The sequence below is a fragment of the Planktotalea sp. genome (assembly GCF_965659345.1).
Taxonomy (GTDB): domain Bacteria; phylum Pseudomonadota; class Alphaproteobacteria; order Rhodobacterales; family Rhodobacteraceae; genus Planktotalea.
This window is the reverse complement of sequence record NZ_CBFHVK010000010.1, coordinates 56,620-74,362: the sequence shown is the minus strand read 5'-3', so window position 1 is coordinate 74,362 and position 17,743 is coordinate 56,620. Positions and strand designations below refer to the sequence as shown.

The window sequence follows — 17,743 nt, the reverse complement described above, 5'->3', positions numbered from 1 at the left end:
GCTCTGAACTGCAAAGTTGCAGGGCCTATCTATAACCCGAGACGCGTTAACTCCTTCTCCAGCTCGGTTATGCTATTTAGAATGGAACGCGTTTCACTTATCGCTCCTGCAAGTGGAGTTGCGTCATTGACGTCAGCCTGTCTTATACTTGATGCTGGAGCTGCACCTGCTGGGTTTACATCCAATTGTGGCACCCGTTCAGACACTTGATCGGTTTCTGCTCCAATTGTAGGCTCGGCCTCGCTTAGATTGTAAACTGTCGGCGTGTCTGATTGTATATTCGCTTGTGTCGTCTCGTCCCGCTTACGGGCGCTGTACTGGCCCAACTGATCCGCAAGATCTTGAAAACCAAGCTCGATAACGCGGGTCTTTATCTGCTCTTGTATATCTTGCGCCATTTGATTGTAAAATTTCGCCGGCAGACTTACAGCCTCTTTCAAAAAATCTGCGTCACTAGATAAGCTATAAATGACCATACCAGCTTCATCCAAGACCAGGTTAACCTTCGAACGTCTTACCAAAGCAGAGAATTCTTCGATCAGACCAAGCGCCAGTTCCAAATCCTGTTCTTGCAGCGCCGTTATTATGCGCGCTCGAATTAGCTCTTGTTCAAGTTCTGTTCCTTTCAACTCGTTTTGGTATGCAGCGAGTGCGTTTTTATCCACATCTCGCATGTCTGCACCTTGCTCAGCGACCAACCGAGCAAGTGAAATGACTGCCTCTGGCGCAGTTTCTTGATCCTTGTCAACGATAGGCTTTAAAATCTCGATCGCGTCTTTTGCAGACGCTGTTTTTTCAAGAATCCGAGCTTTGACAAGCTCGCGCTCACCATTGCGACTTGAAGGTAATTCTTCTGATGTACGCAAAGCATATTTTGCGGCATCTTCAGACCCAAGCTTCAGCATCACGTTGGCAAGCTTGGGAGCAAACAGACCTTTGAGCGCGCTCGGCCAACGATCAAATGCGGCACGGACTCTTTGCAGCTCGTCTTCACCTATAAACGAACTATTCATTTCGACACCCGGTCCAAGTAATCGCCAAATAAGCATGTCAGCACAGGTTTGATCTGTTGCTATAACACTTGATGCAAGAGGCAACTCAGGATCCTCAACAAATCGAGAGAGTTCCAAAAGCTGCCTGTCTTTGATGCTTGGCTTTGGTATCGCTTCCAAAATAGCAGTCGCTTCGGCGCCCATGCCAAGACTCATGTAGGAAACCGCAAGCGATGTAATCGCCGCTTGATTGCTGTTGTCATAATTCTGCGCAAAGCGATTTCGTACTGAAGCTAAAAAATTGCTCGCGTCTTCATATTGGGGCCAATTCTCAGGATTCAATTCTGCCAAATTATCACAATCACTCATGATTGATTGTGCATTCTGTTCGATGCGTGAAAGTGCCTGCGTTTGCAGCTTCTGCAGCGAATGAAACTTGATCTGTTCAGTACCCGTAACGCCCGTTTCAGTGCGCTGATCTTTGCTATCGTCTTCCAAAGTTACACTGAACCTGCGGTCAAGGCTGGCGGTCACATCATCTCTCGCTGATGTAAGGCGTTTCGTTTGGACTGCTTTTGAAATGTTGCGCTCAGTTGGTGTAATCACCGTATCAATTTGACCCTCTGGCCGATCCTCTTTATCGGAGCTAACGGGAAACTGGAGTTGTACTTTATCTGATCGCGGCAACGCCAGCCAACTTGCTTGAGCCTTGTCTTGTATCGCTTCAACCTCAACGCCCTCGTCATCGAAAATGTCGAGAACCAAAGTGCTTGTCCCTGCAACGAATACTCTGTGCGCACAGGTGCAAGAGGTCAAAAATACAATTTCTTTCTTTTCTTTATTGGCGTCTAAGCCACTAATTCGTTTGTTAGAAATCCTCTCAAAAAAACCTTCGGTTCCTATTTCCTGAGTATCTGCGGGCAGAATTACTTTGAAACCTGCGCTTATCTTTAGAATTCTCGCCGCCGATGGATCAGCTAAATCAATGGCAACTCGAGTAAACCCGTCATGTTCAGCCGATCTAAGGCCGACCGTATTCGCCCAACCCAAACTCGACCAAAAAACGCACATGAAAATCGATACGAACGCTCCCTTCATGCTGCCGCTTTCTTCAGCTCTTTCAACGCCTCTTCCAGCTCATTGAAAGATGGCCGGTAAGATGTAGGTGTGTTTTGACGCCCAACTTCTATGCAAATGTTTGCCGAATGCTGATGAAGATTTGCGACAAGAACTTCTCGGATTAGCTGATAGAAGTGTCCGTCATCCTCAGTTAACGTCTTCAACCTTGAGGCGAATGGCCCAACGATTCCGTAAGCGAGAAACACCCCCAAGAAAGTACCGACCAAAGCACCACCGATTAGTTTTCCCAAGATTTCAGGTGGCTGATCGATTGAGCCCATTGTCTTAATTACCCCAAGTACAGCAGCAACAATTCCAAGAGCAGGTAATCCGTCTGCTACAGTTTGAAGAGCATGACTCGAATGCATCGAATGGTGCAAATTCGCATCCATACGTTTTTCTAAAATCTCTTCGACTTGGTGCGGATCATCATAGTTCATCGATGCAGTCCGCAAAGTATCGCAAATCAAAGACGTGGCTTCAGAGTCAGCTAGTATTTTAGGGTAACTTCCAAATAAATCTGACGCAGTAGGATCTTCGATATGTTGCTCGATGGACATCGGATTTTGCTTCATCATTCGAAGCAATTGGAAAAGCAGGCAAAGCAAGTCTCGATAGTCTTCGGGGTGCCATTTGGCACCTTTAAAGACTTTTGCCATGTCTTTTAACGTATGTTTGGCTTCCGACGCGCTGTTGCTTATGAGAAATGCACCAACCGCAGCACCTCCGATCATCGTCATCTCAAAAGGAAGCGCTTTAAGAATAATCCCCATCTTGCCGCCAGCGGCGAGATATCCGCCAAAGACCATAACGAACACAACAACGATCCCAATTATACCAACCATATTTAACTCCTAGATTTCAGCTGAAGTGATCTTTTCACAAAGGAGTTAATGATTGGTCAGCCGCCCTTCATTTAGGCGGTTTTTCTGCATTTCTTCCTGCAAATACGACACTAATAGCGTAAGCCGTTTCAGGCGTTAAACTTGCCATAACCAGCGCTGCGGATGCAGGTTGCATCCGACTCAGGAATCCAGCTGCAAAGGCTGGTGGCATTTGTTCGAACACAGTAGCAGCAGCCTTTGGCTTCATGCTTTCATATACGCTCGTCAAACGGGTTACGTCATCCTCAGCCGCAACATCCGCAATCGCCAAAAGTTCACGAAGTCGAGCCTCAGATGCCTTAAGTTTTCCGATCTTTGACGCGATTTGAGCCTCAACGTTTTCCAGCTCTTCCGAACGCTTTGCAATCCGTTCTTCTTCCTCTAAAATTTCTTTTTCACGAACTTGAAAACTCAGTAAAAGAGCATCCATATCTTCAGTGCCATTTTCCTGTTCAGCCGTACCGGCGGTCTCTGAGGACGGTGTGTCGGCTGATGCAAACGCAATACCTACAGCACCTGTCGTACGCAGCCCTGCCGAAAGGATTAGCAGCATCATGATCACATTCAGTGGCCCGAAGCGGATATTTTTCATTTTGATCATTGAAAGCCCGTCTTTTCAGCCTTGATACGCGTGCTAAACACTGGGCCTTCCGTTCGTGCCTTTGTCTGCAAAACCATTTCATCTTTTGGCTCTGGGATATCATGCATCGAAGCAACCATCAGTTCGAGCCGTTGTGCGACACCTTCTGCTCTCAGTGTTAGCTCGGTTAACGCACTGCTTGACGCATCAGCTTCAGTACACGCGATTTGAATCGAATTGTTTAAATCATCCACTTGCTTAGAGAGCGTCCCAACAACCTTGCCCACACCACTTTCTGCATCAGTGAGCGCCGACAAACGTCGAGAAAGTATGTAGCAATAGAACCCAGCAGCCAGCGCACCTGCGACTAGGAAAAGATCTGATACCAAGCTCATATAACCCTCACTGTAAAATGAATTCCATGATTAGGAGAGCTTCTACACGACCATCTCCTGTTACAATTTGAATGCGCCGCAATAACTGTGATCTGAGCTTGATCAGCGCGATGGGATCTTCAAAACGCGCAGCATCAAGTGCATTCAGATATGTGTTCATCACGTCCACCAACCTAGGTTTCAGAGCTTCAACATCGCTTTGATATTCTGGCTTAACCTGTAACTGACCTACAAAGCGCAGTAGCTGATATTTGGACGATGAACGGATATTCACGATAAGCGGATCTAGTGGAATGAAGCTTGAGGTAGACAGCGCTTTTAACGTAACACTCGGTGCATCTTTAGAGTTTTTTTGAGTCTCCGAACCGCTGGGAATCAAGCCGGAGAACGCAGCATAAAAGCCGCCGGCGCCAACAAGAATCGCCAAAACCAGGCCAAGCAAAAACCCAATTTTCCCTTTTTTCTTTGGGGTTGCATCAACTTCAAGCTCGGCATTTGCCATTTAAGTTCACTCCATTGCTTGGCTCCTTAAATAACTGCAACTCACTAACCGATTGTTAAGCTTGGCCTGTCAGAAGTTTGAAAAGTGGCGTTCAATTGGTCACTCGATTAGGAGGTCGGTAGTGAATTCGATACTATTGCGGTGGAACCAACTTAAAGCTGCGCAACGCGTCGCGCTTGTTTTCGGCATAATCGCACTTTCAACGAGTTTGTTCGTTCTTGCTAGAATGGCGACCCAACCATCAATGACTTTGCTTTATGCTGGATTAGAGGCTCCACAAGCTGGTGAAGTCGTCCGTGCCTTAGAACAACGCGGCGAGGCTTATGAAATAAAGGGCGGCACGATCTTCGTGCCACACCAACGGCGGGATGAGCTTCGAATGAAGCTAGCGACTGAAGGTTTGCCCGCGAACAGCGCTTCAGGCTATGAGTTACTCGACTCGCTGTCTGGCTTTGGCACCACATCCCAAATGTTTGACGCCGCTTACTTAAGAGCCAAAGAAGGAGAGTTGGCGCGCACGATTATTTCTTCAAGCCAAATTACAATGGCACGTGTCCATATTGCGCAAATCAACTCGAACGCCTTCAGTCGGAACAAAACAGGTACGGCTTCGGTCTTTGTGACCCCTGCCGGCACTGGTATCGATATAGCGCAAGCAAAGGCGCTTCGTTATCTTGTTGCGTCTGCGGTTGCGGGAATCTCACCTGAAAATGTATCGATCGTTGATGAGAAAGGTGGGCTCATTGGGGATAATGATCCCACTGTGTCAAATCCAGCGGGCGATACCCGTTCCATTGAGCTAAAATCTAAGATTTTGCGTTTGTTAGAAGCTCGCGTAGGTGGCGAAAACGCAATCGTAGAAGTCAGCGTCGAAAATGTCCTGCAAAGTGAGCAAATCACCGAGCGAATTTTTGACCCTGCAAGTCGCGTGATTGTTAGCACTGACAACGAAGAGCGCAGTGATACTGCGGAAGGAAGTGGCACAGCGGGTGTCACTGTCGCTTCAAACTTACCGGACGGGGAGGCGGGCACAGGAGAAACTTCAAAAAGCAATGCGACTGAGACTAGAGAACGGGTGAACTATGAAGTTTCGGAAACACAAAGAGAAATTATTAAAGCGCCTGGCGCGATCAAACGAATTTCGGTCGCAGTTTTGGTTAACGGTGTTGAAAGCGCTGAAATACCAGGGACGCTCGTTCCAAGAAGCGATGAGGAACTCGCACAATTTTCCGCGCTTGTACGTTCTGCAATAGGTTTCAACGAAGCACGGGGCGATGTCGTCACCGTACAGTCTATGACGTTTACCCCCAAAACCCCTCAAGGGTCTGGGCCAATTGAAGCGCCACTATTCAATACAACGCTTGATGCTATGACACTTATACAGATGGCTATTTTGGCCATTGTTACAATCGTCACAGCATTGTTCGTAGTAAGGCCACTTTTACGGTCACCAACAGTTGCTCCATTGCCAGAATTACCCGCACCGATAACGATAGATCAAACACTTGATAGCAATAGTCATCTTTCAACAGACGCTGAAGACGACGTAACTTTCGATGGCACGACAACAAATTTTGCACCCAATTCGATGCCTGCCACGCTTCCAAGCCTCGATACCTCATTTGATGCCTCAGACGAGTCGCCTGTTCAGCGACTGCGGGAAATGATTGAGAATCGACAAGATGAAACAATCGACATTTTACGGCAGTGGCTAGAACAAAAAGAGAAGCAAAACTCATGAATCGGGCGCATCTTTTTGAAGATTTTTCAATTGGAACAGACCTATCTCGATCTCGTTCGAAGGCCCAAGACGACGCTCTGGGCGGGTATGAAACGGGCTATCAAGCTGGTTGGGATGACGCCGTTAACGCGCATAAAGACGCCCAAACCCACTTAAGTTCCACGTTGAGCCAAAACTTGGAGCAAATTGAATTCACTTTGATCGAAGCTCAGACTCAACTTTTAAAAACAATGAAACCGGTTCTAGAAGAGATAATGAAAACATTGCTTCCCGGCCTACAGAGCGAAGGGTTGAGAGCCTTGGTCGTCGATGAGATTGAGACACTCTTAAAAACAAATGCTTCCAAAGACATTTCGCTCGTAGTCTCTGAGCAAGATGAAATGACGGTCGCTGCATTCTTAAACTCGTCACGTGCTTTGTCAGATATCGGTTTGATTACAAAAGACACCCTAGCCGAAGGTCAAGCGTACGTCTCTTGCGCGACGCTTCAACGTAAAATCGATGTCACGCAAGCAATCCGCGAGATTCAAAGCCGCGCTGACAGTTTTTTAAATCAACCAGAACTGGAGCAAGCCGTTGCCAGATAAGACAACACCCGTGAAAGCCACACCATTTAGCAACGTCCCAGTCGAGATTACAGTGTCAGTTGGGCGAGCAAGGCCGAGTATTCGAGATCTTTTAGACCTTACTGAAAATTCGGTCCTTACATTAGACAAAACAGTTGATGCACCTGTCGACCTCTTTATTGGCGACCGTCTCGTCGGCCGTGGCCAATTGGAAGAAGCAGAAGAGGGCGCGCCGGAAATGCTCGCAGTGCGGATTACCGAAATTGTTGAGCCAGATATGGGTACTTTGTGAACCGCACTCTTGCCCTTGCCGTCATAGTGCTTCTCGTTAGCACGCCACAACCTATCTTGGCACAATCTATAACCGAAGGTCTCTTACAAGACGGGTCGCTCTCACAAAGTAGCATCCAGCTCATACTTTTGATCACTGTTCTTAGCCTTGCGCCTGGCATTTTAATTATGATCACTTGTTTCCCATTTATGATCACCGTCTTGTCGATCTTACGCCAAGGGATCGGTTTGCAACAATCGCCACCAAATATGATGTTGGTAAGCCTCGCTCTATTCCTTACCCTCTTTGTTATGGAGCCTGTCTTCACGGTCGCCTGGAACAATGGCATCGCACCTTATGGTGAAGGCTTGATCGAATTTGAAACTGCTTTCAGCGAAACGATGGCTCCATTTCGGGAGTTTATGCAACAGCGTATCAACCCCGATACGCTTTCTGCCTTAGCAGAATTGAGACCAGAACTTTTAAACGCTGATCCAGAATCAACTGAACAGCTTTCGTTGCTCGTACCGAGCTTTATGCTCTCTGAGATTGCGCGAGCGTTTCAGGTAGGGTTTCTCTTGTTCCTACCCTTCCTGATCATTGATCTCGTTGTCGCTGCAATTTTGATGTCGATGGGAATGATGATGGTGCCACCTGCAATTGTGTCACTGCCATTCAAGCTCGCGTTCTTTGTGGTCGCTGATGGCTGGACGCTCATCGCGAGCGGCCTCGTCCAAAGCTACTTCTAAGCCTCAAGTCCACTTTGCGAGTGGCGGTAAACTCATCAAAACAGCATTTGCATCGTGACCGGTTTCAAGTCCGAATTTTGTGCCGCGATCGTATACCAAATTATATTCCGCATAGAGACCACGGTGAACCAGCTGAGCGTCTTTTTCAGAATCGCCCCAAGGATCAACACGACGTTTTTCGACAAGAGGTTGATAGGCTGGCAAAAACGCCCGACCAATATCTTGGGTTAGTTTGAAATCAGCATTCCAATCACCACTACATCTGTCGTCCATAAATATTCCACCGACCCCGCGCGTACGTCCACGATGCGGAATGTAAAAATACTCATCTGCCCAAGTTTTTAATTTTGGGTAATGCTCTTCCCCATGCGGATCCAAAAACTCTTTTTGAGTTTTATGGAAGTGCGAAGTGTCTTCGTCATACTCCAGGCAAGGATTTAAATCAGAACCACCACCAAACCACCAAGCATGTGGCGTCCAGAACATGCGTGTATTCATGTGAACGGCAGGGCAGTGTGGATTTTGCATATGTGCGACCAAAGAAATCCCGGAGGCCCAAAAACGCGGGTCTTCTGCCATGCCTTCAATACCTTTTCGAGCAGCCATTGCTGCCTGAGCACGAGGCGCAAGAGTGCCGAAAACTGTCGAAATATTAACCCCGACCTTTTCGAAAACGCGCCCTCCGCGCATCACACTCATCTCACCGCCACCGGCATCACTGCCGTCGTCGGAATGACGCTTGGTTTTCGTGACTTCAAAAGAACCTGCCGCACGATCGCTCATAGGGCCAGTGTTGTGATTGTCTTCAAGTCCCTGAAACGCTGACACAATGTCATCGCGCAAAGTTTCAAACCATTGTGCGGCCTGAGCCTTTTCAGCATGCATTTCAGTCGTCATATCCGCGTTCTCCTTGCCGCACTGTATCGCTTTCAATTAATGGGCTGGGGCGCAAACGGGGTCAAGCAAAGTCCGACCACCATCGACGGTTAAAACCTGCCCTGTTACAAAACCGGACCCGTCGGATGCCAAAAACTGGACTGCCTCTGCCAATTCTTGCGGGGCAGCAATTCGGCCAAGTGGCGTGTGTTCTTCAATGTCTTCGCGAAAACTTTGATTATCTTTCAGACTTTCCTTTAAGCTAGCGCTCATCACTGATCCAAAAGCGACTGCGTTTACTCTGATCCGTTCAGACGCGAGCGAAACCGCCATGGAGCGCGTCATTTGCTCCAAAGCGGCAGTTGAAACAGAATAGGCCAACAACTCAGGTCGCGCCAAACGCGCAGCAACCGATGACAAATTGATGATAGACCCGACAGGCCCTGCGTCGCGATCCTGTGCCTGCTTGATCATCCGCCGCGCAACGAGCTGGGACAAGCGGTAGCTGGTAATCAAATTTTGTTGGACCAGAATATCCATTGACTTATCGTCAGCATCAAGTGGTGAAGTGGTCAACATTTGACGCGATCCATTCACCAAAATATCAATGGAATCAAAGGCATCAATTGTTCCAGACAACAGATTTGCCAGTGTTAGTTTTTCACGCAAGTCGCCGGAAAAATATCGCACGTTGCTGTCTTCTGTAAGATCACCAACTTCGTCAGCAAGACGCGCGTCATCCATGTCAGCAAACATCACGTTTGCGCCTTGATTTGCAAAGTGGCGCGCAATCGCAAGCCCGATCCCATTGGCCGCACCGGTTACAATTGCGGTTTTTCCATCGATTGAAAAAGACATCAGCGCTCCTTGAGCCTTCTATTGATCAGGTTTTAGCCGATTCTGATCCTAAACTATTTATTTGCGTCCGCGCTTAGCGCAAAACACTTTAAACCGCGTTGTCCGAGCCACAAGCGTGACATCAACAAAAGCCAGTTCGAGTGCGGGTTCGTAAGGCAAGTGTGCGTTTGCTACCATATATAAAACACCGCCAGGCCTCAAAACACGCGCTGCTGTTTGAATAAAACCAATGCCAAGTGCGGGCTCTGCGGAGCGTCCTGTGTGAAACGGCGGATTCATTACGACCGCATCCAAAAGAGTTTTGGGTCGCCATGTAAGCGCATTTGCCCAATGAAAAGACGCACGCGAATCCGCCACATTTTGCCGCGCGCAATCAAGAGCCGCGGCATTGTCTTCGATCAAATGCATCGCCTTGATTTTGGAGTTTTGGGCCAAAACCTGTTCAGACAGATACCCCCAACCAGCTCCAATATCTGCAACTTCACCTGAAAGGTCGCTCACCATATTTTCGATCAAGAAAGCGGATGCTGGGTCAACACCATCTGCGGAAAACACACCAGCCGCTGTCAGAAAACCATCCTTGTTGGGCTCTTGCTCAGTTGACACGCGCAAAGCCTGCGCCTTCGAAGCGCGAAACCAAATCGTTTTGCCATGTCCTTTGGAATAGCTTGAAGCGCCTCCAACAGTTCGCGCAATCTCTTTGGCGATGCTTTCTATACCATCTGTTTTTTGGCCATCCACAATCACCCAGCCTTGTGGCGCAGACTGAATTGCAGCGCTGATAAGTTGCCAAGCTTGTGCTTTGGCACGTGGAACAAAGACGATGGCATCCAGAGTGTCTTCATCAAGCCTTCGCTGGACTGTAATACCAGCGGATGACAGAACTTCTGTTGTCACCGCGCTGTCGCTGACTGCGCGCAAGTTTGTGAAATCCAAACTGCGCAGCCGATCCAGCTCGATCTGACCAAAAACGGCAATTTTACCATTAAATTCGGGCAAAATTTCTGCGCTGCGCGCAAGCTCAAGACGCGCGTGTTTCATCGCAATCTTATTCTTTTTCCATCGTACACTGCAGCGGATGCTGATGTCGGCGCGCAAAATCCATCACTTGACCAACCTTGGTCTCTGCAATTTCATGGCTAAACACGCCCACGACGGCGACACCTTTTTTATGCACAGTCAGCATGATTTCAAAAGACTGCGCATGTGTCAGCCCGAAGAAACGCTCCAAAATGAGGACAACAAATTCCATTGGAGTATAGTCGTCGTTCAACAACAGCACTTTATAAAGTGGCGGCTTTTTGGTCTTAGGACGCGTTTCAATAACAACGCTCGTGTCAGAGTCGTCGTCAGAATTTCCAGAAGCGATAATCGGCTGAAAGGTCATGATCGTGCGTGTCTCATCTCATACGTTGGGCTTGCCTCTATATAACGCCAAACTGCAGTTAGAAAAGAGGGGAGCAGAGCGATACTCAATCAAAGCCCGTTTCTTCGCAGCAAATATGAGGGGGGTGGAGATTGAGTCGCATGACACATTCCTGACACAATAGCTTGTGTTGGGGTGATGCCTGAGAAAACCGCAAGATGTTGCGATTTTAGGTGAGCAAAAATCCATAAATTCCTTTGTTTTGAATGCTTTATTAATCGAAAATTATATGCTAACTATTAGGCATAAAAATATAAGTCAGTCGAAAAATCGGCGACACTGAGGCAGTAAAAGGCAGACATCGTGAAGGTACGGCACATATCGCCGGCCCGTATTGGGCTATTTGTCATCTCACTTCTTTGGCTTGTTGTCGCGCTCCCGTTGAGCGTGTCGGCGGCTCCCTATGCGGCATATGTCATGGATGCGCGCACAGGTGAAGTTTTGCACTCACGCAACGCGGATACGCGGCTCCATCCAGCATCTCTCACCAAAATGATGACGCTATATGTGGCTTTCCAAGCCGTCGAAAACGGTGAAATTTCGCTCGATACAGTGGTGAAAATTTCTTCGAAAGCCGCAGCAGAACAACCCTCAAAACTTGGACTGCGCTCCGGTCAACGCATCAAGTTCCGTTATCTTATTCGTGCGGCCGCAGTAAAGTCTGCCAATGATGCCGCAACAGCCATTGGTGAAACGCTAGAAGGCTCGGAGGCCGCATTTGCGCGCCGTATGACGCGCACTGCAAAAGCCTTAGGTATGTCCAAGACAACCTTCAAAAACGCTCATGGCCTTACGGAACAGGGGCACCTGTCGACCGCACGCGACATGTCAAAACTTGGCCGCCACCTGCTCTATGATTACCCAGAATACTATAATCTATTCTCACGAATATCGACCGACGCTGGTGTGAAAACGGTGCCCAACACAAACCGCCGTCTGCTTAGTAATTACAAAGGTGCCGATGGTATCAAGACAGGTTATACACGTGCCGCTGGTTTTAACCTTGTTGCATCTGCAGAGCGTGGACAGGAAAGAATTATTGCCACTGTTTTTGGCGGTCGCAGTACAGCGACCCGCAACGCGCGCGTTGCGGAACTACTGGATATGGGCTTCAAACGCGCGCCTTCTCGGGTTGCTTTGCGCAAACCCGCTAAGCCAGCCTATGGCGGCTCCCGTGCAACCGCCAAAACGATCCGCGTCGTGCGTGCTGTTAAGAAGAGCCTGCGTCCAAAGGCGCGTGAATTGCGGCCAGAAACAGCGCCAGTGCTTGTTTCATTAAAAGATGATGTGCGCCAAGCGCTTGTTGAAGCTCAAGTGAATAGCGCCGCGAATGCACAAGTCGCAGCTGTAGCATCAGCTTCAACCGCGGCAGTTACCCGTTCGCTTAAGCCCGCAGCACGGCCAAAAGCGTTGTTACTCGCGTCATTGACCCAACCTAAGCCAGAACCGCGCAGCCAGCCCAAGCAAGAAGTGGTCACACGTGTTTCCACATCAGGGGGCCGCCATTGGGGTATCAACATTGGACGCTATCCCAATCGCTATCGTGCTGAACGTGTTTTGTTAAAAACTGCGCTTGCCGAAATGAGTGCGCTTGATGGCGCACGGCGTTCGGTAACAGAACGCAAGTCTGGTTATGATGCAAACTTCGTTGGCATGACCCGCGACAGTGCTGATCTCGCATGTCGCCGACTTGCGGCGCGTAATGTTCAGTGTTTTATGGTTGGCCCCAGCTCTTAAACTTGCGAGCGAAGCCACTTGGTAAACGCCTTTAAAGACGCGCGCTGAACGCCTGCGCGCGTGACGATATAGTATCCAAAATCTTCCTCATCTTCAAAAAGCTTTACCAAACGACCACTTTCGATATCGCTTTGCACCCAGACGCCCGCTGTGACGGTAATTCCCTGCCCCATGCGCGCGGCATCTAACGTTAGGTTGCCGGGCAAGACGGTGACGCCCCCCTGCCCCGCGTTACAGACCCCATGCTTCGCAAGCCACAAAGAACTCTCAGAGGTGCCGACCTCTTGCAAAAGCGGAAAGCGTGCAAGATCTGAAGGTGACGTCGGACAATCATCACAAATGAAAGATGGAGCTGCGACAGCAAAGCGGCGCGTGGCCACCAAAAGCTGCGCCTCAACCCCACTCCAGCCGCCTTGCCCAAACCGAATTGCAACGTCCGGACCACTGGCCCCAAAATCGCTCACACTTGGGTTTGCGTCGATGACCACATCAATCTGCGGATGTTTTTGCCGAAAATCTGCGAGGCGCGGGACCAACCAATTTGCAGCAAAGCTTGGTGTCGTTGACACAATAAGCGGGCGATCCGCATCCTTGATCGCAAGCCTACGTACCTCAGCCGCAATTATCTCAAATCCGCGCTTCAATTCTGTAGCAAGTGCTTCACCATCTTCCGTGAGCTGCGCCTGGCGCCCGGTACGATCCAACAACGCGACATTCAAATGGCTTTCCAAGTTCCGAATTTGCTGGCTAATCGCCGCATGAGACACGCTTAGCGCATCACCCGCCTTTTGGAGCGAACCAAAACTCGCGTAAGCCTCAAACGCGCGCAGTGCAGAGAGGGGCGGCATTTGACGCCAGTCCATATGTAACTCCAGCTTACATATTAAAATTCTTCCTGACTCGTATTAATCCACAAATAAAAGAATAGTGGAAGCATAGACTGAGTGACTAATTACAAAGGAGAAGAAAATGTTGAACATTCTTGCTGACAGCTTTGTCCGTGCGACTTATCAAGAAGGACACATCAAACCGCGCTGGACTGCACCAGTGCATTGGCGTGAAGCCCGTCACTATGCACCAAAACTCCCATCAAAGGAGCAGCGCCATGATTGATCCGATTGTTTTTCTCGCGCCACAGATTGCAAAGCACTGCAATCTCGGGACCTGCCGCGCCGGTCCAGCATACTGCTGCAAAAAGTTCACGTTTAGACGTTGAAAGATGCGCCCAGGACCATCGGTTTTGGGCGCAACTATGCGTTTGTGCGATGATCCAAAGCTGCACTCAAAAGCGCACGCGTATACGGGTCTTGAGGGGCGCTGAAGAGCGTTTCACTTTCACCCATTTCAACGATATCGCCTTGTTTCATCACAAGAACCTTGTGCGACATCGCTCGAACAACTTTGAGATCGTGACTTATAAAGAGGTAAGCCAACCCATATTTCTGCTGCAAGCCGCGTAGAAGCTCAACAATTTGCACCTGTACGGTCATATCCAGCGCACTCGTAGGCTCATCGAGCACAACCAATTTTGGCCGCAAAATCATCGCCCGCGCGATGGCAATACGCTGGCGTTGACCACCAGAAAACTCGTGCGGATATCTGTGCATTGTCTCGGGGTCGAGCCCCACTTCTTGCATGATATCCGCCACCATGTCGCGCGGTGATTTTAAACCATCAGTGCCATGAACGCCTAAACCTTCGGCAATAATTTGCTCCGCAGTCATGCGAGGTGACAGCGAGCCAAAAGGATCCTGAAAGACAATTTGCATGTCTTTGCGCGCAGCACGAAGCTGACGCGTAGACCAGTACCGCGTATCATTTCCCTCAAAATTGATCGCACCCTCAGAGGCAATCAAGCGCATGATCGCAAGCGCAAGCGTCGTCTTACCTGATCCACTTTCACCAACGATGCCAAGTGTTTCACCAGAGCGGACGGACAAGGTTGCGTCATTCACAGCTTTCACATGGCCAACCGTGCGCCGCAGCAGGCCTTGCTGAATTGGAAACCAGATCTTCAATTCTTCAGTGCTGACGATTTCACTCGCACCGCTGGGTACGGGATCAGGTGTGCCCACAGTATGAGCACTCAAAAGGGTCTTGGTGTAGTCGTGCTTCGGGTCGTTGAAAACATCCTCCGTCGGGCCTGCTTCAACGATCTCACCAGCTTTCATGACACAAACTTTGTCAGCGATGCTGCGCACGATCCCAAGATCATGGGTGATAAACAAAAGCCCCATGTTTTCTGTCTTCTTTAGCCCAGCCAGAAGTTCAAGAATTTGGGCCTGAATTGTCACATCTAACGCTGTTGTTGGCTCATCAGCGATCAACAAATCCGGGCCATTTGCCAACGCCATCGCAATCATCACGCGCTGCCGCTGTCCGCCGGAAAGTTGGTGTGGGTAAGAATTCAGACGACTTTCAGGATCGCGAATGCCAACCTTATTAAGCAACTCTACAATGCGCCCGCGCGCAGCATCACCAACCACACCCTGATGCAACGCCAGTGATTCACCCAATTGTTTTTCAAGCGTATGCAGCGGGTTTAACGATGTCATTGGCTCTTGAAATATAAAGCTAATGTCGTTGCCACGCACCTTACGAAGCAGCGCCTCATCTGCGCCAACCATCTCTTGACCATCATAGGTAATAGAGCCACCCGTGACCGCGCTAGAGCCCAGAAGCGCCACAGAGCTTAACGCGGTTACAGATTTGCCCGAACCACTTTCGCCGACGAGCGCGACTGTTTCGCCACGCTCCACCGTGAAGCTGACGCCTTTGACAGCTTGGCTTAGCTTACCATCTTGCTGAAACGCTACGGTGAGGTCTTTGACCGTTAATAGTGCGCTCATGAGAAGGTCTTTCTAGGATCAAACGCGTCACGCACGCCCTCGAAGATGAACACGAGAAGCGAAAGCATAACAGCAAATACCGTAAACGCTGTGAAGGCGAGCCAAGGCGCTTGCAAGTTTTGTTTGGCTTGCAACGTCATCTCACCCAAGGACGGCGAAGACGATGGCAAACCGAAGCCCAGGAAATCAAGTCCCGCAAGCGAGCTAATCGTACCTGTTACGATAAACGGCAGCATCGTCACCGTTGCAACCATGGCGTTCGGAAGCATATGCCGGAACATGATAACTGTGTTGCTCACACCAAGAGCCTTCGCGGCGCGCACGTATTCAAGGTTCCGCGCCCGCAAAAACTCTGCGCGCACGACGCCAACAAGCGCCATCCAGCCAAAGAGCACCATGAGAAACACCAAGAGCCAGAAACTTCGCCCCAAAATCGCAAACATAATGATGATGATGTATAGCGAGGGCACCGCGCTCCAGATCTCAATCACGCGCTGGAAAATTAGGTCGACCCAGCCGCCAAAATATCCCTGCAATGCGCCCGCTGCGATGCCAATCACGCTTGCCAGCGTGGTGACAATAAGTGTGAACAGAATGGACAGTCGGAAACCATAAATCACCCGCGCAAGCACGTCGCGCTTGGTGTCGTCCGTGCCAAGCAAATTCTCGCCATTTGGCGCAAGTGGTGCGGCACCCGGACGGTCAACTGTGGTGTCGTATGCATAAGGGATCACAGGCCAAAGCAACCAACCTTTTTCAAAGCCGTCCGCTTCATACGAACCGGCCTCAATTGCCTCAATCACACCTTCTGGATCATCCCAGCACTCTTCCATACCACCAGAGGTGATCAAACACTTCACTTCGATATCGCGGTAGACAGCTTCAGTCTCGAAGTCGCCACCAAAGGCAGTTTCAGGATAGAATTTGAAGACAGGCATGCTGAGTTCGCCGCGATAGCTGACCATGATTGGCTTATCATTGGCGATAAATTCCGCGAAGAGGCTCAGGCCAAACAAGACTGAAAAAATGATCAAAGACCAAAGCGCGCGACGGTTACGTTTGAAATTGCGCCAACGACGTTGATTGAGGGGGGAGAGTGCCAATGTGCTAGCCCTCCCGCTTTTCAAAGTCGATGCGTGGATCAACCAGCACGTACATCAGGTCTGACAAGATACTGACGATCAAGCCGATAAGACCAAAGATGAAAAGCGTTCCAAAGATGACAGGATAATCCCTTGCGACAGCAGCCTCGAACCCAAGGCGGCCCAGACCATCTAGCGAGAAAATCGTTTCAATAATCAGCGAGCCACTAAAGAAAACCGAGATGAATACAGCAGGGAAACCCGCAATAACAATCAGCATCGCGTTGCGAAACACGTGGCCATAAAGGACTTTGCTTTCGCTCAGCCCCTTGGCGCGCGCGGTCATCACATAGTGTTTTTTGATCTCATCAAGGAAGCTGTTCTTGGTTAACAACGTCAGCGTCGCAAAGGCGGAAATGGTCGATGCCAGCACGGGCAGAGTGATGTGCCAGACGTAATCACCTATCTTCCCAAGCAGGCTCAACTCTTCGAAATTTTCAGACGTCAGCCCCCTGAGTGGGAAGATTTGATAATACGATCCGCCTGCAAACAGCACGAGCAAAAGAATCGCGAACAGAAATCCAGGAATCGCATAGGCGACGATAATCATCGCAGAGGTCCATGTGTCAAAGCTGCTGCCATCGTGCACGGCCTTGCGAATCCCTAGCGGAATAGACACCAAATACGCAATAATCGTGGACCAAAGACCGAGCGTGATCGACACAGGCATCTTTTCCAGTACCAGATCAACAACCCCGATGGAGCGGAAATAACTCTCGCCGAAATCAAGCCGCATGTAGTTCCAGAGCATATTCAAGAAGCGCTCAAGAGGCGGTTTGTCAAAACCGAACTCTTTCTCTAACTCTTCGATAAATTCCTTGGGCAAGCCACGTGCACCAACGTAGTCACTGTCCGATCCAAAGGTTTCTTCAGCGACGTCATTGCCACCGCCCGAGAAACTTTCGAACACGTCTCCGCCACCCTGCATTTGAGCCAAGACCTGCTCAACAGGGCCACCGGGAACAAATTGGACCAGCGTAAAATTGATGATCATTATTCCCAAAAGTGTTGGGATGATCAGCAACAAACGTCGAAGAATATAGGCACCCAAAGCGA

The 17,743-nt window shown here is 49.5% G+C and carries 19 protein-coding genes; 6 read left to right on the top strand and 13 right to left on the bottom strand.

Features of this window, described 5'->3' with window-relative positions:
* Positions 1-29: 29 nt before the first annotated feature.
* The 5 genes from ACTG3Z_RS09920 to ACTG3Z_RS09900 all read right to left on the bottom strand — a co-directional run bounded on the left by ACTG3Z_RS09920 (position 30) and on the right by ACTG3Z_RS09900 (position 4,472).
* A complete protein-coding gene (locus tag ACTG3Z_RS09920) occupies positions 30-2,090 on the bottom strand; it encodes a hypothetical protein (protein WP_439142897.1) in 2,061 nt (686 codons plus the stop codon).
* Complete coding sequence (gene motA / locus ACTG3Z_RS09915) at positions 2,087-2,956, bottom strand: flagellar motor stator protein MotA (RefSeq protein WP_439142895.1); 870 nt, start codon at positions 2,954-2,956, stop codon at positions 2,087-2,089. Before motA ends, ACTG3Z_RS09920 begins: the two co-directional genes overlap by 4 nt.
* Positions 2,957-3,023: 67 nt before the next feature.
* Positions 3,024-3,596 carry a MotE family protein gene (locus tag ACTG3Z_RS09910; protein WP_439142893.1) on the bottom strand — a complete coding sequence of 191 codons (573 nt, stop codon included), beginning with the start codon at positions 3,594-3,596 and terminating at the stop codon, positions 3,024-3,026.
* Complete coding sequence (locus tag ACTG3Z_RS09905; RefSeq protein ID WP_439142891.1) at positions 3,593-3,970, bottom strand: hypothetical protein; 378 nt, start codon at positions 3,968-3,970, stop codon at positions 3,593-3,595. The genes ACTG3Z_RS09910 and ACTG3Z_RS09905 overlap by 4 nt, the downstream gene beginning before the upstream one ends.
* A 7-nt stretch (positions 3,971-3,977) precedes the next feature.
* A complete protein-coding gene (locus ACTG3Z_RS09900) occupies positions 3,978-4,472 on the bottom strand; it encodes a flagellar basal body-associated FliL family protein (RefSeq protein ID WP_439142890.1) in 495 nt (164 codons plus the stop codon).
* Positions 4,473-4,593: 121 nt separating this feature from the next.
* On the opposite strand from ACTG3Z_RS09900, the gene fliF reads away from it, so the two are divergent.
* Genes fliF through fliP form a run of 4 tightly spaced genes read left to right on the top strand, consistent with a single transcriptional unit; the run spans position 4,594 to position 7,799 of the window.
* Positions 4,594-6,213, top strand: coding sequence for a flagellar basal-body MS-ring/collar protein FliF (gene fliF / locus ACTG3Z_RS09895; protein ID WP_439142889.1), 1,620 nt, complete (start codon positions 4,594-4,596; stop codon positions 6,211-6,213).
* Complete coding sequence (locus tag ACTG3Z_RS09890; protein ID WP_439142887.1) at positions 6,180-6,800, top strand: hypothetical protein; 621 nt, start codon at positions 6,180-6,182, stop codon at positions 6,798-6,800. Before fliF ends, ACTG3Z_RS09890 begins: the two co-directional genes overlap by 34 nt.
* On the top strand, positions 6,790-7,071 hold the full coding sequence (locus ACTG3Z_RS09885) for a FliM/FliN family flagellar motor switch protein (RefSeq protein WP_439142885.1): 282 nt from the start codon (positions 6,790-6,792) through the stop codon (positions 7,069-7,071). The genes ACTG3Z_RS09890 and ACTG3Z_RS09885 overlap by 11 nt, the downstream gene beginning before the upstream one ends.
* Entirely contained in the window at positions 7,068-7,799 is a 732-nt protein-coding gene (gene fliP / locus ACTG3Z_RS09880) for a flagellar type III secretion system pore protein FliP (protein ID WP_439142884.1), read from the top strand. Before ACTG3Z_RS09885 ends, fliP begins: the two co-directional genes overlap by 4 nt.
* A 3-nt stretch (positions 7,800-7,802) precedes the next feature.
* Here fliP and hemF read toward each other — a convergent pair whose 3' ends face one another.
* From hemF to clpS, 4 genes are read right to left on the bottom strand one after another with little or no spacing between them, the layout of a single operon-like run.
* The gene (gene hemF / locus ACTG3Z_RS09875; protein ID WP_439142882.1) at positions 7,803-8,696 is read right to left on the bottom strand and encodes an oxygen-dependent coproporphyrinogen oxidase; all 894 of its coding nucleotides are present in this window, start codon (positions 8,694-8,696) and stop codon (positions 7,803-7,805) included.
* Positions 8,697-8,732: 36 nt separating this feature from the next.
* Complete coding sequence (locus ACTG3Z_RS09870) at positions 8,733-9,533, bottom strand: SDR family NAD(P)-dependent oxidoreductase (RefSeq protein ID WP_375266315.1); 801 nt, start codon at positions 9,531-9,533, stop codon at positions 8,733-8,735.
* 57 nt (positions 9,534-9,590) lie between these two features.
* Complete coding sequence (locus ACTG3Z_RS09865; protein WP_439142880.1) at positions 9,591-10,574, bottom strand: class I SAM-dependent methyltransferase; 984 nt, start codon at positions 10,572-10,574, stop codon at positions 9,591-9,593.
* Positions 10,575-10,581: 7 nt separating this feature from the next.
* Positions 10,582-10,920, bottom strand: coding sequence for an ATP-dependent Clp protease adapter ClpS (gene clpS, locus ACTG3Z_RS09860; RefSeq protein WP_375266317.1), 339 nt, complete (start codon positions 10,918-10,920; stop codon positions 10,582-10,584).
* A gap of 342 nt (positions 10,921-11,262) precedes the next feature.
* Between clpS and ACTG3Z_RS09855 the strand changes: the two genes are divergently transcribed.
* Entirely contained in the window at positions 11,263-12,696 is a 1,434-nt protein-coding gene (locus ACTG3Z_RS09855; RefSeq protein WP_439142878.1) for a D-alanyl-D-alanine carboxypeptidase family protein, read from the top strand.
* Here ACTG3Z_RS09855 and ACTG3Z_RS09850 read toward each other — a convergent pair.
* Positions 12,693-13,559 carry a LysR substrate-binding domain-containing protein gene (locus ACTG3Z_RS09850; RefSeq protein ID WP_439142876.1) on the bottom strand — a complete coding sequence of 289 codons (867 nt, stop codon included), beginning with the start codon at positions 13,557-13,559 and terminating at the stop codon, positions 12,693-12,695. The two genes, ACTG3Z_RS09855 and ACTG3Z_RS09850, sit on opposite strands and share 4 nt — an antisense overlap.
* 106 nt (positions 13,560-13,665) lie before the next feature.
* Here ACTG3Z_RS09850 and ACTG3Z_RS09845 point away from each other — a divergent pair, with 106 nt between their 5' ends.
* Positions 13,666-13,809 carry a hypothetical protein gene (locus ACTG3Z_RS09845; RefSeq protein ID WP_439142874.1) on the top strand — a complete coding sequence of 48 codons (144 nt, stop codon included), beginning with the start codon at positions 13,666-13,668 and terminating at the stop codon, positions 13,807-13,809.
* A 137-nt stretch (positions 13,810-13,946) separates the two neighbouring features.
* On the opposite strand, the gene ACTG3Z_RS09840 is transcribed toward ACTG3Z_RS09845, so the two are convergent.
* The 3 genes from ACTG3Z_RS09840 to ACTG3Z_RS09830 are packed head-to-tail and all read right to left on the bottom strand — an operon-like array spanning position 13,947 to position 17,738.
* A complete protein-coding gene (locus ACTG3Z_RS09840) occupies positions 13,947-15,545 on the bottom strand; it encodes an ABC transporter ATP-binding protein (protein WP_439142873.1) in 1,599 nt (532 codons plus the stop codon).
* Positions 15,542-16,648 carry an ABC transporter permease gene (locus ACTG3Z_RS09835; protein ID WP_375266322.1) on the bottom strand — a complete coding sequence of 369 codons (1,107 nt, stop codon included), beginning with the start codon at positions 16,646-16,648 and terminating at the stop codon, positions 15,542-15,544. The genes ACTG3Z_RS09840 and ACTG3Z_RS09835 overlap by 4 nt, the downstream gene beginning before the upstream one ends.
* A gap of 4 nt (positions 16,649-16,652) precedes the next feature.
* Positions 16,653-17,738: a microcin C ABC transporter permease YejB gene (locus tag ACTG3Z_RS09830; protein WP_439142871.1), complete on the bottom strand. Its 1,086-nt coding sequence runs from the start codon at positions 17,736-17,738 to the stop codon at positions 16,653-16,655.
* Between the last annotated feature and the right edge of the window lie 5 nt (positions 17,739-17,743).